The organism is Pseudomonas sp. 5Vm1k, assembly GCF_056161485.1.
The window spans coordinates 152,337-166,871 of record NZ_JBSPCZ010000006.1 but is presented as its reverse complement, the minus strand read 5'-3'; the positions used below and the strand labels follow the sequence as shown (position 1 = coordinate 166,871).

The following is a 14,535-nucleotide window of genomic DNA, read 5'->3' as shown; positions in this document are numbered from 1 at the left end:
CATGCAACTCGGTCAGTTCCTTCTCCCCTCTGGGGAGAGGGTTAGGGTGAGGGGTGGCCTCAGGATTCACTCCAAATGTTCAGGTTTCACCGGATCACCCGATTTCATGTCCAGCTGCACTCGCACATCTTCAAACATCGCATCGTAGTGCTTGTGCACCGAGCCAATGCTGCTATGGGTCTTGGGCACCCCGTATTTCTCGGCAATGTGCGTCACGTTGCTGGCGAAGTTGTAGGCCTGGTCCTTGGGCAGAAAGAATGACTCGTTCATGTCCTTACCCTGGATGCTGCCATGCAACGTGAACTGCATGCCTTTGCCTCCTTCGGGGTCCTGGGTGACTTCATAGTCAAGGCACAGGTTGTAGCTGACATCGTCGTCGTTCAGCGCGTGGCGCTCGAAGTGCAAGTGACCCGGTTCAAACGTGGCCATAGGCGTCTCTCCTTATAAATAAGTAATGCCAGGTGTCGCCGTGCTGATGCGCGTGCCGGCCTTGCCCTGGACGATGGCTTCGATGTCCGAGAGTGAACCGATGACCGCGACTTTGCCAGTATTGCGGGCGAACTCGCACGCAGCCTGGACCTTCGGGCCCATGGAACCGGCGGCGAAGCCGAGTTTTTCCATGGCGTCAGGGTGGGCCTGGGCGATGGCTTTCTGGGTCGGTTTGCCGAAATCGATGAACGCGGCGCTGACGTCGGTGGCGATCACCAGCAGATCGCTTTCCAGTTGTTCGGCCAGCAGCGCCGAGCACAGGTCTTTGTCGATCACCGCTTCCACGCCTTCGAGTTTACCGCTGGCGCCGTACATCGTTGGAATGCCGCCACCACCAGCGCAGATCACGATGCTGCCCTTGTCCAGCAGCCACTTGATCGGGCGGATTTCGAAGATGCGTTTGGGCCGTGGGCTGGCGACTACGCGGCGATATTTGTCGCCATCCGGGGCAATCGCCCAGCCTTTTTCGGCGGCGAGTTTTTCTGCTTCAGCTTTTGTGTACACCGGGCCGATGGGTTTGCTCGGGTTCTGGAACGCCGGGTCATTCGCATCGACTTCGACTTGCGTCAGCAGCGTGGCGAACGGCACTTCGAAGTCCAGCAGGTTGCCCAGTTCCTGTTCGATGATGTAGCCGATCATGCCTTCGGTTTCGGCGCCGAGCACGTCCAGCGGGTAGGGCGACACCGAGGTGTAGGCCGCCGCTTGCAGCGACAGCAGGCCGACTTGCGGGCCATTGCCGTGGGCGATGACCAGTTGGTTGCCGGGGTAGATCCTGGCGATCTGTTCGGTGGCGACGCGGATGTTGGCGCGTTGATTGTCCGCGGTCATGGGTTCACCACGGCGGAGCAGGGCGTTACCGCCCAGGGCGACGACGATACGCATAATGCAGTCCTTCTACAGAGAGCGGGCTAACGACTCGGTCTACTGTGGGAGCGGGCTTGCTCGCGAAAGCGGTGTATCAGTCGCCATCAATGTTGCCTGACACACCGCATTCGCGAGCAAGCCCGCTCCCACATTGACCGTGTTTCGTCAGTGGGAGGCTTTTAGATATCCGCCAACGCCGACACCAGAATTGCCTTGATGGTGTGCATGCGGTTTTCCGCTTGCTCGAAGGCGATGTTGGCCGGGGATTCGAAAACTTCTTCGGTCACTTCGACGCCATTGGCCAGGTGCGGATAACGCGCGGCGATGTCTTTGCCGACCTTGGTTTCGCTGTTATGGAACGCCGGCAGGCAGTGCATGAATTTCACGCGCGGGTTGCCCGAGGCTTTCATCATCGCGGTGTTGACCTGGTACGGCAGCAATTGCTCGATGCGTTCGTCCCATGCTTCCACCGGCTCACCCATCGACACCCAGATATCGGTGTGGATGAAGTCCACGCCCTTGACCGCTTCTTTCGGGTCTTCGGTGATGGTGATGCGTGCGCCGCTTTCTTCGGCGAAGGCTTTGCATTGGGCAATGAAGTCAGCGTGTGGCCACAGGGCTTTCGGCGCGGCGATGCGCACGTCCATACCCAGTTTTGCGCCGATCATCAGCAGCGAGTTACCCATGTTGTAGCGGGCATCGCCGAGGTAGGCGTAACTGATTTCATGCATCGGCTTGTCGCTGTGCTCACGCATGGTCAACACGTCGGCGATCATTTGGGTTGGGTGGAATTCAGCAGTCAAACCGTTGAACACTGGCACGCCAGCGAACTTGGCCAGCTCTTCGACGATTTCCTGTTCGAAGCCACGGTACTCGATGGCGTCGAACATCCGGCCCAGTACGCGGGCGGTGTCTTTCATGCTTTCTTTGTGGCCGATCTGCGACGACACCGGGTCGATGTAGGTGACGTGGGCACCCTGGTCGTGGGCCGCGACTTCGAAGGCGCAGCGGGTGCGGGTCGAGGTTTTTTCGAAAATCAGCGCGATATTTTTGCCTTGCAGGTGCGCACGCTCGGTGCCGGTGTACTTGGCACGCTTGAGATCACGGGACAGGTCGATCAGGTAGTTGAGCTCGCGAGTGGTGTGGTGCATCAAGCTCAGCAGGCTGCGGTTGCGCATATTAAAAGCCATGTTGGATCTCCTTGGGTTTCGGTTATCCCCCGGCCTCACGCTTTATAAGGGCGAGGCCGGGCGCAAAAAATTAATAGTCGATAGGGTCGCGAATGATCGGGCAGGTCATGCAGTGGCCGCCGCCGCGACCGCGACCGAGTTCGCCGGCACTGATGGTGATGACTTCCACGCCAGCCTTGCGCAGCAGGGTATTGGTGTAGGTGTTGCGGTCGTAGCCAATCACCACGCCCGGTTCCAGGGCCACCACGTTGTTGCCGTCGTCCCACTGCTCGCGCTCGGCGGCGAAGCTGTTGCCGCCGGTTTCCACCACGCGCAATGCTTTGAGATTGAGGGCGGCGGCCACGGTGTCGAGGAAATTGGTTTCTTCGCGGCGGATGTCGATGCCACCCGGTTTGCTGTCGTCAGGACGCAGGGTGAAGGCAACGATCTGGCTCACCACTTCCGGGAAAATCGTTACCAGATCGCGGTCGCAGAAGCTGAACACCGTGTCCAGGTGCATCGCTGCGCGGGATTTCGGCAGACCGGCAACGATCACCCGTTCCACGGCGTTGTGCTTGAACAGGTTCAGCGCCAGTTGGCCGATGGCCTGACGGGATGAGCGTTCGCCCATGCCGATCAATACCACGCCGTTGCCAATCGGCATCACGTCGCCACCTTCGAGCGTCGAGTTACCGTGTTCCTGATCCGGGTCGCCGTACCAGACCTGAAAGTCAGCGTTGGTAAACTCCGGATGGAATTTGTAGATGGCGCTGGCCAGCAGGGTTTCCTGACGACGTGCTGGCCAATGCATCGGGTTCAGCGTCACGCCACCGTAGATCCAGCAAGTGGTGTCACGGGTGAACTGGGTGTTGGGCAGTGGCGGCAGAATGAAGCTGGAGTGGCCGAGGAAGTCGCGGAACATCTCGATGGTCCTGCCGCCGAAACTGGTCGGCAGGTCATCGGCCGATACACCGCCAATCAGGTACTCGGCGATTTTGCGCGGCTCCAGGCTGCGCAGCCATGAACCGACTTCGTTGACCAGACCCAGGCCCACGGTGTTGGCGGTGATCTTGCGGTCCAGAATCCAGTCCAGCGCTTCTGGGATAGCGACGATGTCGGTCAGCAGGTTGTGCATTTCCAGCACGTCGACGTTGCGCTCGCGCATCTTGGTGACGAAATCGAAATGGTCACGCTTGGCTTGGGCGACCCACAGCACATCGTCGAACAGCAGTTCGTCGCAGTTATTCGGGGTCAGCCGCTGGTGGGCCAGGCCTGGGGAGCAAACCATCACTTTGCGCAGTTTGCCGGCTTCGGAATGTACGCCGTACTTCACTTTTTCCGTGGTCATTACAGTGATCCTCCAGAGGTAAACAATCAGCTATTACAGAGTCAGGAAACCGGCATACAGCCCGTAAGCCGCGACCAAGGCGCCGACGACGACGGCGGCGAAAATCAGTTTCTCGACAGTGGTGAAAACCGGTTTGCCGACTTCCATCTTGGCCTTGGCGAACAGGATCGCGCCGGGGGCGTAGAGCAAGGCGGACAGCAGCAGGTATTTGATGCCGCCGGCATACAGCAGCCAGACCGCGTAGATCACCGCGATGCCACCGATGATCAGGTCTTTCTTGCGCTCGGCCAGGGCGTTTTCATAGGTTTCTCCGCGTACCGCCAGCAGCAGGGCATAGGCTGCCGACCACAGGTACGGCACCAGAATCATCGAGGTGGCGAGGTAGATCAGCGACAGGTAAGTGCTGGCCGAGAACAGGGTAATGATCAGGAACACCTGCACCATCGCGTTGGTCAGCCACAGCGCATTGACCGGCACGTGATTGGCGTTTTCCTTGCGCAGGAACGCCGGCATGGTGTGGTCCTTGGCGGCGGCAAACATGATCTCCGCACACAGCAGCACCCACGACAGTAATGCGCCGAGCAGCGAAATGATCAGACCGACGCTGATCAGCACCGCGCCCCAATGACCGACCACGTGTTCCAGCACCGCCGCCATCGACGGGTTCTGCAACTTGGCCAGTTCCGGTTGGGTCATGATCCCGAGGGACAACACGTTCACCAGCACGAGGAACAACAGCACGGTGATGAAACCGATCACGGTCGCTTTACCGACGTCGCTACGTTTTTCCGCCCGGGCCGAGAAGATGCTCGCGCCTTCGATGCCGATAAACACCCAGACGGTGACCAGCATCATGTTGCGCACCTGGTTCATCACACTGCCCAGGCTGGTGTTTTTGGCGCCCCAGATGTCGGCGGTGAAGATGTCCAGTTTGAACGCGAACACCGCGATCAACACAAACAGCAGCAGCGGCACGACCTTGGCGACGGTGGTCACCAAGTTGATGAACGCCGCTTCCTTGATCCCGCGCAGTACCAGGAAGTGCACCGCCCAGAGCAGCACTGACGCGCCAATCACCGCCGCGACAGTGTTGCCTTCGCCGAAGATCGGAAAAAAGTAGCCGAGGGTACTGAACAGCAACACGAAGTAACCGACGTTGCCCAGCCAGGCGCTGATCCAGTAACCCCACGCAGACGAGAAGCCCATGTAGTCGCCGAAACCGGCCTTGGCGTAGGCGTAGACACCGCCGTCCAGGTCAGGTTTGCGGTTGGCCAGGGTTTGAAATACGAAGGCGAGGGTCAGCATGCCGACCGCCGTAATAGCCCAACCAATCAACACCGCGCCGACGTCTGCACTGGCGGCCATGTTCTGCGGCAAGGAAAAGATCCCGCCACCAATCATTGAGCCGACAACCAGCGCGACGAGTGCGCCTAGTCTTAGTTTTCCGGGAGATTCAGACATTGCATGACTCCAATGCAGGAGAAGAGAGGCAACAGATTAAATCTGTTAACTGTTCAATCAGCTGACATAGATCAGTGCATGGGCACATTCCATTGTTAATGAAAGACTTATGAACTTTTCGCGGGCATAACTGTATTGCTGGAAAAGCCCGGTGCAGACGCCTCCAGCAGATCAGGCGGGAATAACGCATATTGCATTGAGTTTTTGAAGCTAGTTCGTTTTGGCGAATTCGCAACTTTTTGGCGTCTGTTTTCAGTACAGAATTGATTTATCTCGATTGACACACAAAACTGCTATATGCCGATTCGCATAGAGTGATCGGTTATAAATAAAAGACGTAATAGGTTGTTAGTTATTGAACGTTATTGCGCGTTATCTATTTAGATAAATTAATCCATTGGGGGGCTGTCGCTATGAGGTTGCTGCTGGCGTATCGACCACCTTACGACTGGGTCGCCATGTTGGGTTTCTTGTCGGCGCGGGCGATTGCCGGGATGGAGACGGTGGTCGATGGCGTCTATTCACGCAGCATCGGCTTGCACGGTGCTCACGGCATGTTTTCGATCAAGCCGGGCGGCGTTAATGCGCTGGAGGTGACGCTGGATTTTCCGGACCCGAGCGCCGTGCCCGAGATCGTGACGCGGTTGCGGCGGATGTTTGATCTGGATGCTGACTTGCCTGTGATCCATCGACAATTGGCGACTGATCCATTGATGGCGCGCCTGATTGCCCGGCGTCCGGGATTGCGCGTGCCGGGGACGTGGGACGGACTGGAACTGGCGATTCGCGCGGTGTTGGGGCAGCAGATCACCGTGAGCGCGGCGATCAAACTGGCGGGCAAATTAATCGCGCAGTATGGCGATCCGTTGGGTTCACCGCTGCCGGGATTGACCCATGTGTTTCCTGAAGCAGCGGTGTTGGCGGCGGCGGATCTGGCGACATTGGGCATGCCGAAAAGCCGTGGGCGGACGCTATCGGGAGTAGCGCAGGCGTTGCTCGATGATCCGTTGTTGTTTGAACCGGGTCGCGAGGGCGGCGTGGCGCGGTCGTTGGCGTTGCACGGGATTGGCGACTGGACGGCGCAGTACATTGCGTTGCGGCAGTTGCGGGAAATGGATGCGTTTCCGTCGGGGGATGTGGGGTTGATCAATGCGTTGGCGGCGCTGGAGGGTGAGTCGGTGACGGCGCGGGATTTGTTGCAGCGGGCTGAGGCGTGGCGGCCGTTTCGGGGTTATGCGGCGCAGCTTTTGTGGACATCGTTGAGTCGGGCTGATTGAGTGGATCCGGAAGGATGGGTGGCTGTTATGGCCCCTTCGCGAGCAAGCCCGCTCCCACAGTGGACCGGGTTTTCCTGGAGGAATGCGATCCACTGTGGGAGCGGGCTTGCTCGCGAAAGCTATCTGAAAATCACCACCACTGCGCGCGATGGGCACCCAATTCAGACGCCGGCAGTGTCCATTGCAACGGCGTCCCGGTGATCTTCAGCGGAACATGCAACCGATGCGCCGGTCCCCAAGGCGTTTGCTCAACCAACAACCCTTGATCGCTCTCATCTTCCGCCCGCAACGCCTCATCCGTCCCGGCGCCATGCTCGATCAACAATTTCGCCGTCCGCGCCAACGACAACCGTGCTGATCCTCCACTGCCCAACAACATGATCGCCGCTGCCGCCATCAAATACCCGGTCGCGTGATCCAGCGCCTGCACGGGCAATGGCGTCGGCTTGTCAGTTTTCTTCCACTGTTGCCCGGCCTCGGCAATCCCGCTGCTCATCTGCACCAGGCTGTCGAAACCCCGGCGGTTCTGCCACGGGCCGCTCCAGCCGTAAGCATTGAGGCAGACATCGATCAGACCGGGTGCCAATGCCTGGCGCTCATTCACGCCGTAACCCAGGCGTTCCAGCGCATCGGCGCGGTAGCCGTGAAGCAGAATGTCGGCGTCCTTGAGCAGGCTTTCGAACACTGCGCGATCAGCCTTGTCATGCAAATCCAGACGTGCGCAACGTTTGCCGAGGGTGACTTCCGGCACGACGCCGGGCTCGTTCCAGGTCGGTGGGTCGATGCGCAAGACATCGGCGCCGAGCCCGGCGAGAAAACGGCTAGCGGTGGGGCCCGCGAGTACGCGAGTCAAGTCCAGCACCTTGATCCCGGCCAGCGGTCGCGCCACTGAGCCATGCCATGGTTTGGTGTTTTGGCTGGCATGGGGGGCGAATTGAATCAACGGCTCAGCGTTCACCGCGATGCCTTGAGGATGAGCCTGCCATTGCGCCCAGGTACGCATTTCGGCGGCGCAGCCACCGGCCTCGACCACGGCGAATTCCAGATCGGATTTGGCCCATTTCGCCACCTGACTGGCCATGGCGGCGCGGTCGGCGCAGGCACCGAGAACACTTTCGGCTGCCGCGCGGTGATGCGGGGCGTTGGTGTGCAGGCGAATCCAGCCATCCTTGGTCGGGTAGTCACCGGCGACCGGGTCCCACAGTGGCGGCACGCTCCAACCCACAGGGCGGAGCGAGGTGGCGAACCAGAACGAAGCGAGGCGGCGGTCGACTTCAAGGCTGGGCAAGCGACCGGTTTGCCGGTGCAGCAATTCGCTGACAGCCTGGCCGGCAGCGCCGATGCTCGCGCAGGCGAGGTCGGTGACGGCAAACGCCGAGGGCAGGGCGCCGCTCGACGTGAAGGGGATTGGTGTGTGCGGCAAGCCGAGTGCGGCTTGAATGGACGTGAGTAAATCAGTCATCGAAGGCCCTCCGGAACGAGGGTTCGATCATAGATCAAAACAGATGACAGGCCGGATGAAATCCCCATGTGGGAATTAACGCCTGTGGGAGCGGGCTTGCTCGCGAATGCGGTGTGTCAGCAACATTGATATCGACTGACACGACGCCTTCGCGAGCAAGCCCGCTCCCACAGGGGGAATTGCGGTGGATCGTTAAACGCGGAACTGATCCATCAATTTCATTTGGTGCGTAGCCAGTGCATTCAACTGGCTGCTGATCTGCGCCGACTCAGTCGCCTGCCCGGTCAGGGTTTCGGTGACGGTGCGGATCGCCGAGACGTTGCGGTTGACCTCTTCGGCCACGGCGCTTTGCTGTTCGGCAGCGCTGGCGATTTGCAGGTTCATGTCGCTGATCACCGTTACCGCATCGCTGATCTTGCCCAGGGCCTGAACCGCTTGCTGGATTTGCCCGGCGTTGCTGTGGGCCTGGGTCTGGCTCGAATGCATGGTGGCGACCACGCCGCGAGTGCCGGTCTGGATGCGTTCGATGACGATGCGGATTTCTTCTACCGAGTCCTGGGTGCGTTTGGCCAGGTTGCGTACTTCATCGGCGACCACCGCAAAGCCGCGACCGCTTTCGCCGGCACGGGCCGCTTCAATCGCCGCGTTGAGCGCCAGCAGGTTGGTTTGTTCGGCGATGCTGCGGATCACTTCCAGCACCGAACCAATCTGCTCGCTGTTGACCGCCAGGGCTTCGACTTCGGTCACCGCTTTGCTGACTTCATCGGCCAGCAGATTGATGTCCCGGGTGCTGCGCTCGATGATCTGCATGCCATCGCGCGCCGACTGATCGGCGCCCTTGGCCGCGTTGGCGGCGTTCGATGCGCTGTTGGCCACGTCATGCGCGGTGGCGCTCATTTCGTTGGACGCGGTGGCGACCTGGTCGATTTCGCGGAACTGTACCTGCATGCCTTCACTGGTCTGGCGGGCGATTTCCGAAGACTGGTCGGCGGTGCCTCGGGCATCGGTGATGCTTTGTTTGATCTGGGCGATGGTCGGTTGCAGCTTGTCGAGGAAGCGATTGAACCAGCTCACCAGTTCGCCGAGTTCGTCTTTCTTGCTGTAGTTCAGGCGTTGGGTCAGGTCGCCGTCGCCGCTGGCAATCGCCTTGAGCATTTCGGCAACACTGTTGATTGGCCGGGTCACACCGGAAGCGGTGAGCCAGATCAGCAGCAGACCGATCAGACCGGCCGCAATCGCCACCAGCAACGCCTTGATGGTGCCGCTTTGTTGCGCGTCATCGAGCACCGCTTGCAGCTTCACCGAGTCGGCCAGCAGCACTTGTTTCGGCAGGTCGATCACCACGCCCCAGGCCTTGGAATCGGGGATTGGGCTGACTGGGTACACCGCGCGGATCAGGTCGCCCTGTTCGAGAATCTTCGGCGAACCGTTGCCGAGCAGTTGCAGGACTTCCTTGCCGTCTGCGCCAAGGGTCTCGCCGATGTTTTTGCCGACCTTGCCGGCGTCGGCGCTGTAACCGGCGAGCACTCCGCTGCCGGAGACGATCAGCATATGCCCGGCGTTGTTAAACAGATCGCGCTGGGAATCGACAGCCGCTGCTTGAAGGGCGTCGAGGGCGATGTCCACGCCGACCACGCCAATGGCCTTGCCATCCACCAACAGCGGGACGGAAATGGTGGTCATCAGCATTTCCTTGCCGCCCACAGTGTCGGAATACGGGTCGAGCAAGCAGGTGCGTTTATTGTCGCGAGGGCAGGTGTACCAGCTGTTGTACGGCGTACCGCTGAGGCTCAGGGTGGTTTTGGTCATGTCGTCTTCGACCATGATCGTGTTCAGCCCGACCCCGCCCGCGCGGCTCCAGTAACTGGCGAAGCGCCCGGATTCGTTGGACTGGCGAGCCGCATCATTGGCGAACTCGCTGTCCTTGCCATCGAGGCCATTGGGCTCGAATGCCAGCCAGATCCCCAGCACTTTGCTGTTGCGCTCGAATGCGGTTTTCAGGCTCTGGTTCAACTCTTCACGCAGGGCGCCGGCCTCAAGCGAACGCTTGGCGGCCATGTTGCGCATGTCCTTGATCTGATCAGCCAGGGCCGTCACCACCAGCAGGCTTTCACCGAAGGTCTTCTGCACCCGCACGGCTTGCTCGGCGGCTTTGGCTTGCAGCAGGTTTTGCACACTGCCGGTGAGCATTTTGCTGCTGGAGGCGTTGACCAGTTCGTCATTCTGGTTGGTCTGGTACATGTTCATGCCGACGATCAAGGCAACGACGCCGAGCAGGCACAGACCGGACAACAGGACGATTTTCAGGCGGATGGACAGAGAGTCGAACATAGGGCGAACTCGCAAATGGATGAGGTGTTGGCCAAGAGACGGGAGTTATCCCGCTCGCCAAATCCATTCAGCGCCATTCAATGCACATCGGCGTGGGCAGGGCTCGCATGAGGGGCAAGCAGACGAACGGTATCAGGTGAACGTTTGCGCAGGAGAATCCCCTGAAAAGGGCTGGAATTCGGGAGATTTACGGTGCGCCTGAGAGTGTTGGGGCTGCTTCGCAGCCAGCGGGAGCAAGCTCCCTCGCCACAGGGGATTTGTGTGGGTCAGGACGGTTGGGGGGCCGATTCCGGTCGTGACCAGATCCACAGATTGCCCAGGCTCATGCCGGCAATCGCCAGGTAAATCGGCCAGCCGTGATCGAGCATCACCAGCATCAAACCGGCGCACAGCAACATGCTGACGGTGGCGCTGACCTTGGCCCTACGGGCGATGATTTTGCCGTTGCGCCAGTTGCACAGGATCGGCCCGAACAACCGATGGTTTTCCAGCCAGGCACTCAGGCGCGGCGAACTCTTGGTCGCGGCCCAGGCGGCGAGGAGGATGAACTCGGTGGTCGGCAGGCCCGGTACGACGATGGCAATCAGGCCGATGCCCAGGCTGACATAGGCCAGCAGGCCGAAGAGGATTCGGGCGAGTTTGGTGGAGGCGAGGTGAGGCATGGGGCGTATGGTGACCAGTGTGGCGCACGATCGGCAAGTGTTGATTGGGGTTTTGCGGGCGTACACATTCCCTGTAGGAGCGAGGCTTGCCCGCGAAGGCGGAGTGTCAGCCAACATAGCCGTTGGATGTTACGGCCTCTTCGCGGGCAAGCCTCGCTCCCACAGGGGGTTGTGGTGTCAGGCGAGTTCCGGGGTGTAGGCCTGTTCCAGCAGCACGGTGAAGCGGTTGAACGCGTCAACCGCCGCTTGCTCGATTTCGGCTTCTTCCTCAGCGCTGAACTCCAGCGAGTCGAGGGTTCTGACGAAACTCTTCCAGCCTTCAGCGCGACCGCCGGCCGGTTCACCGAGGTGACGGGCACCGAAGGTTTCGCTCAAGCCCAGGCCCACCGCGCGCTTGATCAAAAACGCAGCACCCAACTTCGAGCCTTCAGAGACGAACAACCAACCCAGGGCTGCGGCTTTGGTTGGATTTTTTACGGCGCCAGCCACCGGTGCCGGAATCTCGGTGTCCAGATCCGCCAGATCAGCCTTGGCCGCTTCGGCACGGCAGCGCGCCGGCAGGTCCGGGACGATGGCGGTCAGCTCGGCATCGTTGTACAGCGACACCAATTCTGACTGGAACAGATACTGCGCAACCACGAAACGGGCGAAGTTGGCCTGGGTTTCAAACGGCGCGTGGGCTTTGACCAGCGCATCCAGCTTGGTGTGGGGCTCGTTAGTGATCTGGTTCAAACGTTGCGAACGCAGGGCGGCGCGTTGAGCAGTGTCCTGGGAGGTCATGAGAAATCCTTGTGAAAAAAGAGGCGCTTGATAACGAGACGAACAAGAAGACGCCCGAGCGTAAAAAAACCTCACGGCAACGCATTAACAAATGTGTCGCAGTGAGGCGTTCAGGGTCAGATGTCCCAGACCAGATTGACCGCGAAGTTGCGACCCGGTTGGGTCAGGCGATCGAGGTTGGCCGGTTGGGTCACCGAGGCTTCGCCGACGCTGTCGTAACCGCGTACGTCATCCCACTGCCAGTATTTCTTGTCGGTCAGGTTGTACAGACCGGCGTTGATGGTCACGTCGTCGGTGACCTTGTAGAAACCGGCCAGGTCGAGCACGCCATAACCCGGGGTCTTGAACTGGGTGCTGGTGCCGTCCGGGGTCTTGAAGCTGGTGCTGTCGACGCGGTCCTTGCGTTTGACCAGGGTCCAGCTCAACAGCGCGCCGTAGTTGTCCTGGTCGTAACCGAGGCCGAACACGCCGGTTAGCGGATTGATGCTGTTCAGCGGTTGGCCGCTGTCATCGTTACGGCCATACAGGTACGCCAGCGAGCCTTGGGTGTAGAGGCCGGTCGGTGCGCCGAAGGTGTCCAGATTCAAGCGACCTTTCAGCTCCACGCCCTTGATGGTGGCGTGCTTGATGTTGTTGCTCTGGAACGTGGTCTCGGTGTAGCCGGGAGTGATCGCGTTCTCGTCGATGAAGTCGCGGTATTTGTTGTAGAACACCGCCACATCGAAGGTGCCCGCCTCGAACTGGCCACGCAGGCCGGTTTCATAGCTCTTGCTCTTTTCCGGTTCCAGATCAGGATTCGGCGCGACCTGATAACCGCCAGCGAGGTTTTCGAAGCGACCGTACAAGGCCTTGGCGGTCGGTGTGCGGAAGCCTTCGGCGTACTGACCGTACCAGGTGTAGTTATCGTTGAAGCTGTAAGTGGTGCCGAACTTCGGCGACAGGCGATGCCAGGTCTTGGTCTTGTCGCTGACCACGCCGTTGCCGCTTTGGTCGGCGGTGGCCAGGAACTCGTCGGTGATATGCGGCTTGAGCTGGGTGTAGTCGTAGCGTGCGCCGGGCAGGAAGGTCCAGTTGCCCCAGCTGATCTGATCCTGGGCAAACAGGCTGTAGCTGTTGATAGTCGGGTCCGGGAAGTCGCTGGCCGGTTTCAGAGTATCGGCGGCGCTTGGCGCACCGATCACCCGGCAGGCGCCGGCCACGGTCAGGCACGTGCCGCTGCCGGTGCGCAGGCCGGTGACTTTATCCTGCTTGATGGTGGTGCCGTAAGTGACGGTGTGATCGGTGTCAGCAATGGTGAAGGACTTGTCAGCCTGGGCATCGAACACCCATTGGCGATCCTTATAGTTAGTGTTGCGTTCGCGCAGTACGGTGCGGGACGGGGCGTAGATTTCTTCGGTACTTTGATCGGTCTTGGCGATCTGGTAGTTCAGCGACCACTTGATGTGGTCGGCCAGCGCCGTGTCCAGACCGAAGCTGTGCTCCAGGCCAAAACGCTCGCGGCTCACGGTGTCGTTGCCGGTGCGGGATTTGTAGAAACCGAAACCGCGTCCGGCGTTGAACGGACCACCGACCGCGCTCAATTGATTGGTGTCGCGGTCGTCTTTGTATTTTTCGTAGGTCAGGCCCAGGCGTGCGTCGTCGGCGTAGTTCCAGCCGAGTTTGGCCAGCACGTTGGTGGTGCGTACGTCTTCGGGGTTGGCCTCGGTGCGGTTGAGGCCGGTGCCACCGGTTTCGCCGTAGGATTCGGTTTCATGGCCATTGCGTTGGCTCAGGTGCAGCAAGCCGTCGAAATCGCCAGTGCGGCCGGCGACAGTGCCGGAAGTCAGCCAGCTGTCATCGGCCGAGCTATAGCCGGTTTTCAGGCGCGCGCCGACGTCTTTGCCGGGCTTGATGATGTCGTCCGGATCGAGGGTGTAGTAGCTGACGGCGCCGCCGATCGCATTGCTGCCGTAGAGCACCGAAGCCGGGCCACGGAGGATTTCAACGCGTTTGACGATTTCCGGATCGACGTAGTTGCGGTTGGTCTGGGCGTAAGGGCCGTTGAAGAAACTGTCCGGCACTTGCACGCCGTCAACCTGAGTCAGTACGCGGTCGCCGTCGATGCCACGGATGTTGTAGCCGGTCAGCCCGGCACGCTGGCCGGCGCCGCCTACTGAAACTCCCGGCTCGTAGCGCACCAGATCCTTGATGTTGTTGACGTTGTTGTGGTCCAGTTCTTCGCGTGTTTGTACGGTGACGGTGGCCGGCACGCTGTCGATGCTCTGTTCCTGGCGGGTGGCGCTGATGGTCACTTGTTGCAGGTTGAGCGCGCCGCTAGTGCTGCGCTTTTCCAGCACGATGTTGTTATTGCCCAGTTTGCGATAGCTGAGGTTGGTCCCCACCAACAGGCGATCCAGGGCTTTTTCCGGTGGCAAGGACCCGCGCACACCCGGCGAGGCGACGCCTTCTGCCAGTTCGGCGGGCAAACCGACCTGCCAACCTGTGACGGCGGTAAAGGCATTGAGCGCCGACACCAGCGACTGCTGCGGGATGGCGAACGAGTAATCGCCCATGTTGCGGCTTGGCTGCTCGGTGGCAGTGGCGGCCATCAGCGGCGCGGCACCGGCCATCAGGATGGCGGCGGTCAACAGCGACAACACGCGGGAAGGTGAAGAGGACTGGCGGGTATGGCGAGAGGACATCGATAGCGCTC

General features: G+C 60.3%; 10 protein-coding genes and 2 pseudogenes. 1 reads left to right on the top strand and 11 read right to left on the bottom strand.

Features of this window, described 5'->3' with window-relative positions:
• Nucleotides 1–66: 66 nt before the first annotated feature.
• The 5 genes from ACWIKB_RS14210 to arcD all read right to left on the bottom strand — a co-directional run bounded on the left by ACWIKB_RS14210 (nt 67) and on the right by arcD (nt 5,331).
• The gene (locus ACWIKB_RS14210) at nt 67–429 is read right to left on the bottom strand and encodes a DUF5064 family protein (RefSeq protein ID WP_475267581.1); all 363 of its coding nucleotides are present in this window, start codon (nt 427–429) and stop codon (nt 67–69) included.
• 12 nt (nt 430–441) lie between these two features.
• The gene (arcC, locus tag ACWIKB_RS14205; protein WP_475267579.1) at nt 442–1,371 is read right to left on the bottom strand and encodes a carbamate kinase; all 930 of its coding nucleotides are present in this window, start codon (nt 1,369–1,371) and stop codon (nt 442–444) included.
• A 161-nt stretch (nt 1,372–1,532) separates the two neighbouring features.
• Nucleotides 1,533–2,543, bottom strand: a complete 1,011-nt coding sequence (locus ACWIKB_RS14200; protein ID WP_475267578.1) for an ornithine carbamoyltransferase — start codon at nt 2,541–2,543, stop codon at nt 1,533–1,535.
• 70 nt (nt 2,544–2,613) lie between these two features.
• Nucleotides 2,614–3,870, bottom strand: coding sequence for an arginine deiminase (gene arcA, locus ACWIKB_RS14195; protein ID WP_475267577.1), 1,257 nt, complete (start codon nt 3,868–3,870; stop codon nt 2,614–2,616).
• A gap of 33 nt (nt 3,871–3,903) precedes the next feature.
• The gene (gene arcD, locus ACWIKB_RS14190) at nt 3,904–5,331 is read right to left on the bottom strand and encodes an arginine-ornithine antiporter (RefSeq protein ID WP_475267575.1); all 1,428 of its coding nucleotides are present in this window, start codon (nt 5,329–5,331) and stop codon (nt 3,904–3,906) included.
• Between the two features lie 413 nt (nt 5,332–5,744).
• On the opposite strand from arcD, the gene ACWIKB_RS14185 reads away from it, so the two are divergent.
• Nucleotides 5,745–6,608, top strand: coding sequence for a DNA-3-methyladenine glycosylase family protein (locus tag ACWIKB_RS14185; RefSeq protein WP_475267573.1), 864 nt, complete (start codon nt 5,745–5,747; stop codon nt 6,606–6,608).
• Nucleotides 6,609–6,738: 130 nt separating this feature from the next.
• Here ACWIKB_RS14185 and ACWIKB_RS14180 read toward each other — a convergent pair whose 3' ends face one another.
• The 6 genes and pseudogenes from ACWIKB_RS14180 to ACWIKB_RS14155 form a co-directional block, all read right to left on the bottom strand.
• Complete coding sequence (locus ACWIKB_RS14180; RefSeq protein ID WP_475267571.1) at nt 6,739–8,070, bottom strand: CoA transferase; 1,332 nt, start codon at nt 8,068–8,070, stop codon at nt 6,739–6,741.
• Between the two features lie 192 nt (nt 8,071–8,262).
• Nucleotides 8,263–8,787, bottom strand: a pseudogene (locus ACWIKB_RS14175) (methyl-accepting chemotaxis protein); the annotation flags it as partial.
• 333 nt (nt 8,788–9,120) lie between these two features.
• Nucleotides 9,121–10,128, bottom strand: a pseudogene (locus ACWIKB_RS14170) (methyl-accepting chemotaxis protein); the annotation flags it as partial.
• A gap of 539 nt (nt 10,129–10,667) precedes the next feature.
• Nucleotides 10,668–11,063: a YbaN family protein gene (locus tag ACWIKB_RS14165; protein ID WP_475267570.1), complete on the bottom strand. Its 396-nt coding sequence runs from the start codon at nt 11,061–11,063 to the stop codon at nt 10,668–10,670.
• 177 nt (nt 11,064–11,240) lie between these two features.
• Nucleotides 11,241–11,843, bottom strand: coding sequence for a biliverdin-producing heme oxygenase (locus ACWIKB_RS14160; protein ID WP_475267569.1), 603 nt, complete (start codon nt 11,841–11,843; stop codon nt 11,241–11,243).
• 116 nt (nt 11,844–11,959) lie between these two features.
• Nucleotides 11,960–14,524, bottom strand: coding sequence for a TonB-dependent receptor (locus ACWIKB_RS14155; RefSeq protein ID WP_475267568.1), 2,565 nt, complete (start codon nt 14,522–14,524; stop codon nt 11,960–11,962).
• Nucleotides 14,525–14,535: the final 11 nt, after the last annotated feature.